The organism is Citrobacter sp. wls613 (assembly GCF_005281195.1).
Taxonomy (GTDB): Bacteria; Pseudomonadota; Gammaproteobacteria; order Enterobacterales; family Enterobacteriaceae; genus Citrobacter; species Citrobacter gillenii.
Genome location: NZ_SZXN01000080.1, coordinates 31,358 through 44,062, shown reverse-complemented (window position 1 = coordinate 44,062; position 12,705 = coordinate 31,358). Strand labels below are relative to the sequence as shown.

At 51.3% G+C, this 12,705-nt stretch carries 8 protein-coding genes and 3 tRNA genes; 8 read left to right on the top strand and 3 right to left on the bottom strand.

All coding sequences use genetic code 11. The features are described 5' to 3' along the window. Nucleotides 1–28: 28 nt before the first annotated feature. The 3 genes from chiP to nagE all read right to left on the bottom strand — a co-directional run bounded on the left by chiP (nucleotide 29) and on the right by nagE (nucleotide 5,822). Nucleotides 29–1,435, bottom strand: coding sequence for a chitoporin (gene chiP / locus FDX01_RS19130; protein WP_115259087.1), 1,407 nt, complete (start codon nucleotides 1,433–1,435; stop codon nucleotides 29–31). Nucleotides 1,436–1,995: 560 nt separating this feature from the next. Beyond that, nucleotides 1,996–3,663 (bottom strand): glutamine--tRNA ligase, encoded by a 1,668-nt coding sequence (gene glnS, locus FDX01_RS19125; RefSeq protein WP_117342232.1) that lies wholly within the window; start codon nucleotides 3,661–3,663, stop codon nucleotides 1,996–1,998. Between the two features lie 212 nt (nucleotides 3,664–3,875). After that, complete coding sequence (gene nagE, locus FDX01_RS19120; RefSeq protein ID WP_117342231.1) at nucleotides 3,876–5,822, bottom strand: PTS N-acetyl glucosamine transporter subunit IIABC; 1,947 nt, start codon at nucleotides 5,820–5,822, stop codon at nucleotides 3,876–3,878. 344 nt (nucleotides 5,823–6,166) lie between these two features. Here nagE and nagB point away from each other — a divergent pair, with 344 nt between their 5' ends. From nagB to FDX01_RS19080, 8 genes are all read left to right on the top strand, one after another. Next, nucleotides 6,167–6,967: a glucosamine-6-phosphate deaminase gene (gene nagB / locus FDX01_RS19115; protein ID WP_003022803.1), complete on the top strand. Its 801-nt coding sequence runs from the start codon at nucleotides 6,167–6,169 to the stop codon at nucleotides 6,965–6,967. A gap of 60 nt (nucleotides 6,968–7,027) precedes the next feature. Next, entirely contained in the window at nucleotides 7,028–8,176 is a 1,149-nt protein-coding gene (gene nagA, locus FDX01_RS19110) for an N-acetylglucosamine-6-phosphate deacetylase (RefSeq protein ID WP_115259090.1), read from the top strand. 8 nt (nucleotides 8,177–8,184) lie between these two features. Continuing rightward, nucleotides 8,185–9,405, top strand: coding sequence for an N-acetylglucosamine repressor (locus tag FDX01_RS19105; RefSeq protein WP_115259091.1), 1,221 nt, complete (start codon nucleotides 8,185–8,187; stop codon nucleotides 9,403–9,405). A gap of 103 nt (nucleotides 9,406–9,508) precedes the next feature. After that, nucleotides 9,509–10,261: a ribonucleotide monophosphatase NagD gene (gene nagD / locus FDX01_RS19100; RefSeq protein ID WP_096757877.1), complete on the top strand. Its 753-nt coding sequence runs from the start codon at nucleotides 9,509–9,511 to the stop codon at nucleotides 10,259–10,261. Nucleotides 10,262–10,514: 253 nt separating this feature from the next. Beyond that, nucleotides 10,515–12,179 (top strand): asparagine synthase B, encoded by a 1,665-nt coding sequence (asnB, locus tag FDX01_RS19095; protein WP_137400292.1) that lies wholly within the window; start codon nucleotides 10,515–10,517, stop codon nucleotides 12,177–12,179. A 222-nt stretch (nucleotides 12,180–12,401) separates the two neighbouring features. Continuing rightward, a tRNA-Met gene (locus tag FDX01_RS19090) sits at nucleotides 12,402–12,478 on the top strand. A gap of 8 nt (nucleotides 12,479–12,486) precedes the next feature. Then, nucleotides 12,487–12,571 (top strand) — tRNA-Leu (locus tag FDX01_RS19085). 23 nt (nucleotides 12,572–12,594) lie between these two features. After that, a tRNA-Gln gene (locus FDX01_RS19080) sits at nucleotides 12,595–12,669 on the top strand. Nucleotides 12,670–12,705: the final 36 nt, after the last annotated feature.

Here is a 12,705-nt window from a genome sequence, read left to right as displayed (position 1 = left end):
GCAGGCACCTGGCCTGCCGCGGTTGGCATTAGAAGATGGTGAATGGTGCAATCACGATGAACTTCACGTCGCGCTCATCCTGGAACATGTTGCCGTAACCACCACTCCAGCTTGGGATGTCTGAATGGTTGTCGTATTGGGTGAAGTGCAGTTTAAACATCGTGCCTTTCGCACGACCGTCCTGCAGGGTGTAGACCGCATCCAGGCTGTAAGACGATTCTTCGATGGTACGATTTTTGTCGTAGTATGCATCCGGGTTAGTCTGCCAGGTCGATGGCTTAGCGTCCCAGGCGTAAACATAGGAGGCACCCACAGCCCAACCCGGCAGGTTCCAGTTTTTCAGGTCATACATTGCGCCAAAGAAAACCGCTTTTTCGCCGTTGGCGTTGAAGTCAGAGCGGTTATCCCACCACACGTCCAGACGACCGTTTGAGGAGGCATAGGTTGGCGTCATACGCTGCAGGAAATAGCCCTGCTGTCCGTCCGCTTTCACCCAGGTACCTTCCAGACGCAGATCAACCACTTCTGCCACTTTGTAGCCAAAGGTCAGCGCCTGCAGCCAGGCGGTACCGTCATAAATATTGTTAACGGTACGGTCATCAACCTTATCGCGCGCGCCGTAGAACTGATAGCTGGTGGTGAATGGATTGCCGCCTAAATCAAATTTGTAACTGGCTTTCGCGAAGTATTGATCGACATAGCCTTCGGACTGACCAAATGCCGCTTCCAGCAACAGGTTGTTTTTGAAGTCATATTTCGCGCCGACCGAATGAAGGTAATCTACCTTGGTCTTTTTATCGGCCTGATAGAATTTATCGACTTCGATGTGCCACGGTGCTTTATATTCGTTAGCCCACATGTAGGAGAAGCTCAGCGCACCGGCATCACCATAGTCAAAGTTAGCACCGGCTTCAGCACCCTGATAAGTACCCGGCATAAAGCTCCAGTGCGGAGCCAGCAACGTCTGCCCGGTGGGTTGAATATAACCAGCGCGCGCCCAGGTTGGGCCGTATTTGAATTTAGCTGCTGCTTTATAAAGGCTAATCCCGCTCTTATCGCCGGAGTAATCTTCGTCATAGCCTTTATTTTTGGAAGAGAATGCGATTTCGTTTGGATGACCGCTTTCGCTACTTTCGTTCATTTCAATAGCGGTAAATGCAGCGATATCAATACCAAACATATCAGCCGCGTAACCGGACTGGAAGTCGAGGTTGGCGTTCCAGGTGGAGTGCGAAAGGTTGGTTTTGTATTTGTCATGATCGGTCACATCTTTACGGTCACGCTCACGCTGCCAGTAATAGATGCCGCCGGTTAAGGTTGAGTCATCAATAAATCCTTCGGCATGTACCTGGGGAGCGACAACAAAACCCGACATTGCTGTGATACCGGCGATAGCCAGCGCCAGCGTACTACGTTTGCCACTAAACGTACGCATATGTTAATCCTCTTTGACGTATAACCCTTCGTCTTTCAAGCCACATCTGCGTTGGCGTTCCTCGCTCATCCCAGTCACGTACTGATGTACGCTCTTGGGAATTCGCTGCGTCGCCGCCTTGATGCAACTCGAAATCCATTGGGTATAAAATGCTGCCGATAAAAGCGGTCAGCGAAAAAACAAAAAGTAAAAAAAGTAGCGCTGAGAAAACCTCATTGACTACAATGAATAGACTATTTTTCGCGACGCGAATTATCAATCTCTTTTTGTAACCAGTATGTAAGAATATGAGCAACCGCACATATTTGATTGCTTTCTGTTACATTTTCATGTGCAGATATAAAAACGTTGAAAAATGAAAAAAATGCTTGTTTTCCATATGGATGAAAGCGGTTACAGTCAGAGTCATCCTCGGGCATAAGGTTTTGATGGGTAATTAATTAATTCTCCGGACACGACGGAATAATAATTAATTCGCTCTGCAAACAGAGCCAGTAATGCAGGATGTCGAGATAAAAAAAACGCCGCAGAGCGCGGCGTTTGACAGGGGGTGTTGCAGCTTACTCGCCCACTTTAGCCCACGTATCACGCAGACCCACAGTACGGTTAAACACCAGCTTATCCGCCGTTGTATAGCGGCTATCGAGGCAGAAGTACCCTTCACGTTCAAACTGGAAGGCTTTACCCGCAACGGCAGCCTGCAGCGATGGTTCGCCATAGCCCTGTTTGATAACCAGTGAATCCGGGTTAATAACGGACAGGAAGTCATCCGCCGCCCCTGGGTTCGGCACGCTGAACAGACGATCGTACAGACGGATTTCAATTGGCAGTGCATGTGCCGCACTGACCCAATGAATAACGCCTTTGACTTTACGCCCATCGGCCGGATCTTTGCTCAGCGTGTCAGCGTCATAGGTGCAGAAAATAGTGGTGATATTGCCTTCTGCGTCTTTCTCAACACGCTCGGCTTTAACAACATACGCGTTGCGCAGACGCACTTCTTTGCCCATCACCAGACGCTTGTACTGCTTGTTGGCTTCTTCGCGGAAATCTGCGCGATCGATCCAAATCTCACCGCTGAACGGCACTTCACGGCTGCCCATTTCCGGTTTATTCGGATGGTTCGGCATAGTAACCAGTTCGCTTTCACCCTGCGGATAGTTTTCGATAACCAGTTTCACTGGATCGATAACCGCCATCGCGCGCGGTGCGTTTTCGTTGAGATCTTCACGAATACAGGATTCCAGAGAGGCGATCTCAATGGTGTTATCCTGCTTGGTCACGCCAATACGTTTACAGAACTCACGGATAGCGGCAGCAGTATAACCACGGCGACGCAGGCCAGAGATAGTCGGCATACGCGGATCGTCCCAGCCTTCAACGTGCTTGTCGGTGACCAGCAGGTTCAGCTTACGCTTGGACATCACGGTATATTCCAGATTCAGGCGCGAGAATTCGTACTGGCGCGGGTGAACCGGAATGGTGATGTTGTCCAGTACCCAATCGTACAGACGACGGTTGTCCTGGAACTCCAGCGTACACAGGGAATGCGTGATGCCTTCCAGCGCATCGCTGATGCAGTGGGTAAAGTCGTACATCGGGTAGATGCACCACTTATTACCGGTCTGGTGGTGCTCGGCAAATTTAATGCGGTACAGCACCGGGTCGCGCATGACGATAAACGGCGAGGCCATATCGATTTTCGCGCGCAGGCAGGCTTTCCCTTCTTCAAAACCACCGGTACGCATTTTTTCGAACAGCGCGAGGTTCTCTTCAACGCTACGATCGCGGTACGGGCTGTTTTTACCAGGCTGCGTCAAGGTGCCACGGTATTCACGGATCTCGTCAGCTGACAGTTCGTCGACGTACGCCAGGCCTTTGTTGATAAGCTCTACCGCATAGGCATGCAGCTGGTCGAAGTAATCCGACGAGTAGCGAATATCGCCAGTCCAGTGGAAACCTAACCATTCAACGTCATTTTTGATGGATTCAACGTACTCGATGTCTTCTTTAACCGGGTTCGTATCATCAAAACGCAGGTTGCACTGGCCCTGGTAATCTTGCGCAATACCAAAGTTCAGACAAATGGATTTCGCGTGGCCAATGTGCAGATAGCCATTTGGCTCCGGCGGAAAACGGGTATGGATAGTGGTGTGCTTACCACTGGCCAGATCTTCATCGATGATCTGACGAATAAAGTTACTCGGGCGGGCTTCAGCCTCACTCATCGTGGATTCCTCAAAGCGTAAACAACGTATAACGGCGTATGATCTTATAAGCAGGACTGACTGACAACCTTTAGTTACGCAAAATACGTATCAGACAGTCATTATGCGGGCATTTGCTGCAAAAAAAAGCGGCGGAGATTGCTCCCCGCCGCTGGTGACGCATTTCATGTTGCCGGATGGCAGCGCTTACGCCTTCTCCGGCCTACGCGCGATTACTTACTTTTAATCTCGTACAGTGGCGTTTGACCGGCAACCACATGGCCTTCGGCTTTAATCACCAGGCCACCGAAGTCATCGCTGTTGCTGCAGACAACCGGGCTAATCATTGAACGAGCATTGGCGTTCAGGTATTCCAGATCCATTTCCAGGATTGGCTGACCTGCTTTGACTTCCGCACCTTCTTCCACCAGACGCGTAAAGCCTTTACCTTCCAGCGCCACGGTATCGATACCCATGTGGACCACGATCTCCGCGCCTTTCAGCGTTTCCAGGCAGAACGCATGGTTGGTATTGAAGATTTTCACAATGGTACCCGCTGCCGGAGAAACCACGATTTTGTCGGTTGGTTTCACCGCCACGCCGTCGCCGACCGCTTTGCTGGCGAAGGCTTCATCAGGCACCTGCTCCAGCGCAACCACGTCACCGGTAATCGGAGAAACCAGCGCTTCAACGGTGACAGCATTCGCCACAGCCTGCGGTTTTGCAGCCGGGGCTGCTGCAGGCGCGCTGTCAGCAGACGCTGCGGCAACTGGACCACGTGCGACAACTTTCTTCATTTCGTCGCCAATAGATTCCGCTTTCGCGCCGACGATGACCTGAATAGTCTGCTTGTTCAGCTTAACCACACCGGAAGCACCCAGGCGTTTACACATTGCATCGCTCACTTTCGCGGAGTCGACAACGGTCAGACGCAGGCGAGTGATACAGGCATCAATGGCTTTCAGGTTATCGGTACCGCCAACCGCAGCAATGTAGCTGGTGGCCAGTTGTGCTAAACCTTCTTCGGTGTTGCTGTTGGCTTCGTCAGTAACAATTTCATCGTCTTTATCTTCGCGGCCCGGCGTTTTCAGGTTAAACATACGAATAACCGCGCTGAACAACACAAAGTAGATGACGAAGAACACCAGCCCCATCGCGACCAGCATCCAGACGTTCTTACTTGCAGCCGGCAAGTTGTACATCAACACGTAGTCGATAGCACCTGCTGAGAAGGAGAAGCCCGCGTGGATCCCCAGTAATGTCGCAACGAACAGGCTGATACCCGTTAACAATGCGTGCAGGAGATACAGCAATGGTGCCAGGAACATGAACAGGAATTCCAGCGGCTCGGTCACACCGGTCAGGAACGCGGTGATGGCCACGGACAACAGCATACCGCCAACCATCGGACGACGCGCTTTCGGAGCGGCAAAGTACATTGCCAGTGCCGCACCCGGCAGACCAAACATCATGATCGGGAAGAAGCCGGACATGAACATACCTGCAGTGCCGTCACCCGCGTAGAAGCGGTTGATGTCACCGTGGAAGACCGCACCTGCCGCGTTGGTGAATTCACCAATCTGGAACCAGGCGATGGTGTTCAAAACCTGATGCAGACCGGTTGGGATCAGCAGACGGTTGATGAAACCAAAAATACCGGAACCCAGCGCGCCAGCGCCCACGATCCACTCACCACCCGCATGGATGGCATTTTGTACCGGCGGCCATACGTAGCCGAAGATAGCCGCCAGAACCAGACAGAAGAAACCGGTGGCGATTGGCACAAAGCGTTTACCGCCGAAGAAGCTCAGGAAGTCAGGCAGTTTGATGCCAGACCAGCGGTTATACACGGCACCGCCGACCAGACCGGTAATGATACCTGCCAGCACACCCATATTGATCGCCGGGTTAATGGTAACCATTGCTTTGGTCAATATGAAATAACCCACTGCACCTGCCAACGCTGCCGCACCCGCACTGTCTTTAGACCAGCTGGATGCCACACCGATGGCAAATATTAACGCGAGGTTATCAAAGATGGCCCCACCCGCTTGCGCGATGAAGGCGACGTTAAGCAAATCTGGTTGGCCAAATCGCAGCAACAGTGCCGCGACAGGCAGCACAGCGATGGGGAGCTGTAACGCCCTACCCAGCCGCTGGAAAAAACCTAAAATATTCATTTTATTCCCCCTACGAGACCCCGATTAGGCTCCTTTGAAGCCATATTTTTATTGTGCGACCAATTCTGACAGCAAGATATTCTGGAACAACGATATTAACCATTCATCTACATTCAGAGTGTGTGGAAAATTAATTCGTATCGCAAATTAAAAGCGTGTTTTTTGTGATTACAGTCACCAAGTATCGTTATTAACCCTCCCTTCCACTGGCTAACTACGAAAACTTATTTTATCATTCAAAAAATCGAAACGGATTGATCCTTACCGATGCAAAACCAGGTTACGCTTAATACTGCACAGCGACTCAATCCGCCAACTGCTTACATTGACTACTGAGGTGAAGAATGAGACTGATCCCCCTGAATACCGCTGAACAAGTCGGCAAATGGGCTGCTCGCCATATCGTTAACCGTATCAACGCGTTCAAACCAACGGCAGATCGTCCGTTCGTTCTGGGCCTGCCGACTGGCGGCACCCCACTGACAGCCTATAAAGCATTAGTCGAAATGCACAAAGCGGGCCAGGTTAGCTTCAAACATGTTGTCACATTTAATATGGACGAGTATGTTGGCCTGCCGAAAGAGCATCCAGAAAGCTACCACAGCTTCATGCATCGCAACTTCTTTGATCATGTTGATATTCCAGCAGAAAACATCAACCTCCTCAATGGTAACGCACCAGATATCGATGCAGAATGCCGTCAGTATGAAGAAAAAATCCGTTCCTACGGTAAAATCCACCTGTTTATGGGTGGTGTAGGCAACGACGGGCACATCGCATTTAACGAACCGGCGTCGTCTTTAGCCTCTCGTACGCGTATCAAAACGCTGACCCACGACACACGCGTGGCAAACTCTCGTTTCTTTGACGGTGACGTAAGCCAGGTGCCGAAATATGCGCTGACCGTTGGCGTGGGTACACTGCTTGATGCCGAAGAAGTGATGATTCTGGTGCTGGGCCACCAGAAAGCGCAGGCTCTGCAGGCTGCCGTTGAAGGTAACGTCAACCATATGTGGACCATCAGCTGCCTGCAGCTGCATCCAAAAGCCGTTGTGGTTTGCGATGAACCTTCCACAATGGAACTGAAAGTGAAGACGCTGAAATACTTTAACGAGTTAGAAGCCGAAAATATTAAAGGTCTGTAATGCTGTTTCCGCCCAGCCGAAAGCGTTGCAGGGCGGCATTTTTTGAAATCGGGGGTCGGAATGTATGCTTTAACCCAGGGCCGGATCTTTACCGGTCACGAAATTCTTGATGACCATGCGATTGTCGTCGCTGATGGCCTGATAGCCAGCGTTTGCCCACTGGCTGAATTACCGCCGGAGATTGAACAACGCTCATTGAATGGGGCCATTCTTTCCCCCGGTTTTATTGATGTGCAGTTAAACGGCTGCGGCGGCGTGCAGTTCAACGATACGGCAGAAGCTGTGACCGTTGAAACGCTGGAAATCATGCAGAAAGCTAACGAGAAATCGGGCTGCACTAACTACCTGCCTACGCTTATCACCACCAGCGATGAGTTGATGAAACAAGGCGTTCGCGTGATGCGTGAATACCTGGCAAAACACCCGAATCAGGCATTAGGACTTCACCTTGAAGGCCCATGGCTGAATCTGGTGAAAAAAGGTACCCATAACCCAAGTTTTGTTCGTCAGCCTGACGCTGCGCTGGTCGACTTCCTGTGCGATAATGCCGATGTGATCACCAAAGTCACGCTGGCACCAGAAATGGTTCCTGCTGACGTGATCACCCGACTGGTCAATGCCGGTATTGTCGTTTCAGCGGGTCACTCAAACGCGACGGTAAAAGAAGCCAAAATCGGTTTCCGTGCGGGCATTACCTTTGCAACACACCTGTTCAACGCCATGCCTTACATTACTGGCCGCGAACCGGGTCTGGCTGGTGCCATCCTTGATGAAGCCGATATTTATTGCGGTATCATCGCCGATGGTCTGCACGTCGATTACGTTAACATCCGTAACGCTAAACGCCTGAAAGGTGACAAGCTGTGCCTGGTGACCGACGCCACCGCGCCGGCGGGTGCAAATATTGAACAGTTCATTTTCGCTGGTAAAACAATATACTACCGCAATGGACTGTGTGTGGATGAGAACGGCACCCTGAGCGGCTCGTCATTAACCATGATTGAAGGTGTACGTAATCTGGTTGAACATTGCGGCATTGCGCTGGATGAAGTGCTGCGTATGGCAACACTCTACCCCGCTCGCGCCATCGGCGTGGACAAGCAACTCGGCAGTATCGCCCCTGGCAAAGTCGCCAACCTGACCGCGTTCACACACGACTTTAAAATTATCAAGACCATCGTTAATGGCAACGAGGTCGTTACAGAGTAAGAGAAAGAATGACACCAGGCGGACAAGCTCAAATAGGTAATGTTGATCTCGTAAAACAGCTTAACAGCGCGGCAGTTTATCGCCTGATTGACCAGCATGGGCCAATCTCGCGCATCCAGATTGCCGAACAGAGCCAGCTTGCTCCCGCCAGCGTAACTAAAATTACGCGCCAGCTTATTGAACGCGGGCTGATCAAAGAAGTGGATCAGCAGGCCTCCACCGGGGGCCGCCGCGCTATCTCTATCGTCACTGAAACACGCAATTTCCACGCCATTGGCGTGCGTCTTGGCCGTCATGACACTACGCTAACGCTGTACGATATGAGCAGCAAAGCCGTCGCTGAGGAGCACTACCCCTTACCCGAGCGCACCCAGGAAACGCTGGAACATGCGCTACTCAATACCATTGCCACCTTTATGGACAGCTGCCAACGGAAAGTCCGTGAGCTAATTGCCATCTCCGTTATTCTGCCAGGCCTGGTTGACCCAGAAAGTGGCGTCATTCGCTATATGCCGCATATTCAGGTTGAAAACTGGGGGCTGGTCGAGGCGCTGGAAAAACGGTTCCAGGTGACCTGCTTTGTTGGTCACGATATCCGTAGTCTGGCACTTGCCGAGCACTATTTCGGGGCAAGTCAGGACTGCGAAGACTCCATTCTGGTGCGAGTGCATCGCGGAACCGGTGCCGGGATCATCTCCAATGGACGCATTTTTATTGGCCGTAACGGCAACGTTGGCGAGATTGGCCATATTCAGGTAGAGCCGTTGGGCGAGCGCTGCCACTGCGGTAACTTTGGTTGTCTGGAAACTATCGCGGCCAACGCGTCCATCGAGCATCGCGTGCAAAACTTACTCAAGCAAGGTTATCCAAGTCGGCTAACGCTTGATGATTGCAGTATCAAATCGATCTGTAAGGCTGCCAACAAAGGCGATAACCTGGCATCGGAAGTGATTGAGCACGTGGGCCGCCACCTGGGTAAAACTATCGCTATAGCCATCAACCTGTTTAACCCACAAAAAATCGTTATTGCTGGTGAGATTACAGAGGCAGATAAGGTCCTGCTGCCAGCGATCGAAAGCTGCATTAATGCCCAAGCGTTGAAGGCATTTCGCCACAATTTACCCGTGGTTCGCTCCACGCTGGACCACCGTTCCGCCATTGGCGCATTTGCGCTGGTGAAACGCGCCATGCTCAACGGAACGTTGCTACAACGTTTGCTGGAAAGCTAATACACTTCATCCTTCAAGCTGCCTCTGTGTCGCTGAGGCAACTCGAATAATTGAGTGTATTTTATGTATAGTAACGCCTTCTTATTTTGATGTCGGATTGTCCATGGCCATTAAGAATGTAATTTGTGATATCGACGGCGTGCTGATGCACGACAATGTTGCCGTACCGGGTGCGGCAGAATTTTTGACCGGCGTGATGGAGAAAGGCTTGCCGTTAGTCCTGTTGACTAACTACCCTTCGCAGACCGGACAGGATCTGGCAAACCGCTTTGCCACCGCAGGTGTCAATGTTCCTGACAGCGTGTTTTATACCTCCGCCATGGCTACCGCCGATTTCCTGCGTCGCCAGGAAGGAAAAAAAGCCTATGTTGTCGGTGAAGGCGCACTGATCCACGAACTGTACAAAGCGGGCTTCACCATTACCGACGTTAACCCCGATTTTGTGATCGTCGGCGAGACGCGTTCCTACAACTGGGACATGATGCATAAAGCGGCATACTTTGTGGCCAATGGCGCACGTTTCATTGCCACCAACCCGGATACGCACGGTCGCGGTTTTTATCCTGCCTGTGGTGCGCTGTGCGCCGGTATTGAGAAGATTTCAGGCCGTGAGCCCTTCTACGTAGGTAAACCCAGCCCGTGGATTATCCGCGCGGCACTCAACAAAATGCAGGCGCACTCGGAAGAGACCGTCATTGTTGGCGACAACCTGCGTACCGATATTCTGGCTGGCTTCCAGGCCGGTCTTGAAACTATCCTGGTACTGTCTGGCATTTCCACCCTTGATGATATCGACAGCATGCCGTTCCGACCAAGCTGGATCTACCCGTCCGTTGCCGAGATAGATGTTATTTAAGCAACGCTGTGCCGGATAACCCTAAGAACACGTTAACCGGCACACTAAATAACCTCATCTAATAAAACCGCCATTTTTCTGGCGATTCATCAAAAAATACGCTCATTACATACTCTTTTTTCACTATTCAACAATCATCATTGAGTTTTTTCTTTTCTCCTCACCAAACTCCTTGCGCCCTCTGCGGCTTTACGGCATTTTCTTTATTAAGCAAACATAAAAAGCATCACGCAACGGGTTAACGGAGAAGGTTATGTGTTCTATTTTTGGCGTATTTGATATTAAAACCGACGCAGTTGAGCTGCGTAAAAAAGCCCTCGAGCTGTCTCGTCTGATGCGCCACCGCGGCCCGGACTGGTCGGGTATTTATGCCAGTGATAACGCGATCCTGGCACATGAACGTCTGTCCATTGTCGACGTTAACGCCGGTGCTCAACCGTTATACAACGTGAAAAAGACGCATATCCTGGCGGTAAACGGCGAGATTTATAACCATCAGGCGTTACGTGCTGAATACGGCGATCGCTATCAGTTCCAGACCGGTTCCGACTGCGAAGTTATCCTTGCGCTGTACCAGGAAAAAGGGCCTGAATTCCTTGACGACCTGCAGGGCATGTTCGCCTTCGCACTGTACGACAGCGAGCAGGATGCGTATCTGATCGGCCGCGATCACATTGGGATTATCCCTTTGTACATGGGTCATGATGAACACGGCAACTTGTACGTGGCGTCTGAGATGAAAGCGCTGGTTCCTGTTTGCCGCACCATTAAAGAATTCCCGGCCGGTAGCTACCTGTGGAGCAAAGACGGAGAAATCCGTCAGTACTATCAGCGCGACTGGTTCGAATACGATGCCGTAAAAGACAATGTGACGGATAAAGACGAACTGCGTCAGGCGCTGGAAGATGCGGTTAAAAGCCATCTGATGTCAGATGTGCCTTATGGTGTGCTGCTGTCTGGTGGCCTGGATTCGTCCGTGATTTCCGCTATCACCAAAAAATATGCAGCGCGCCGTGTTGAAGATCAAGAGCGCAGTGAAGCCTGGTGGCCGCAACTGCACTCCTTCGCCGTGGGCCTGAAAGGCGCACCGGATCTGAAAGCCGCTCAGGAAGTCGCCAACCACCTGGGGACCGTACACCACGAGATCCATTTCACCGTACAGGAAGGCCTGGATGCCATCCGCGATGTGATTTATCACATTGAAACCTATGACGTCACCACCATTCGCGCCTCAACACCGATGTACTTAATGTCAAGAAAAATCAAAGCGATGGGCATTAAAATGGTGCTGTCAGGCGAAGGTTCTGATGAAGTATTTGGCGGCTATCTTTATTTTCACAATGCGCCGGACGCAAAAGAACTGCACGAAGAAACAGTACGTAAACTGCAGGCACTGCATATGTTCGACTGCGCCCGAGCCAACAAAGCCATGTCGGCCTGGGGCGTTGAAGCCCGCGTACCGTTCCTCGACAAGAAATTCCTCGATGTCGCGATGCGCATCAACCCACAGGATAAAATGTGCGGTAACGGAAAGATGGAAAAACATGTCCTGCGTGAATGTTTTGAATCCTACCTGCCAGCCAGCATTGCATGGCGTCAGAAGGAGCAGTTCTCTGACGGCGTCGGTTATAGCTGGATTGACACGCTGAAAGAAGTGGCGGCAGAGCACGTTTCCGATCAACAACTGGAAACCGCCAGCTTCCGCTTCCCGTACAACACACCATCGTCTAAAGAAGCGTATTTGTACCGTGAGATTTTTGAAGAGCTGTTCCCGGTAGCCAGCGCCGCCGAGTGTGTGCCGGGTGGCCCGTCCGTCGCCTGTTCTTCTGCCAAAGCCATCGAATGGGACGAAGCGTTCAAAACCATGAACGATCCATCAGGCCGTGCGGTTGGCGTGCACCAGTCGGCTTATAAGTAAGCCATCATCCACTAAGAGCCCTGAGGGGCTCTTTTTTTATGTCGGTTTTACGTGCGGAAAAACAATTAATAACGAATAATTGCCGAATATTGCGTCACGCTGTTCGCAACCTAACCAAACAGTCACATTCCAGCTATTTTCAATGAAAAAGGGGTTGACGCTTCAAGGCTCAATACGCATAATGCGCCCCGCAACGCCGATAAGGTAACGCGAAAAAAAGATGGCTACGTAGCTCAGCTGGTTAGAGCACATCACTCATAATGATGGGGTCACAGGTTCGAATCCCGTCGTAGCCACCATCTTTTTTGCGGGAGTGGCGAAATTGGTAGACGCACCAGATTTAGGTTCTGGCGCCGCAAGGTGTGCGAGTTCAAGTCTCGCCTCCCGCACCATTCACCCGTAAGCGTTGCACGGATGGGGTATCGCCAAGCGGTAAGGCACCGGTTTTTGATACCGGCATTCCCTGGTTCGAATCCAGGTACCCCAGCCACTTTTCTTCGATATAGCGGTTCACCGCAACGGTCAT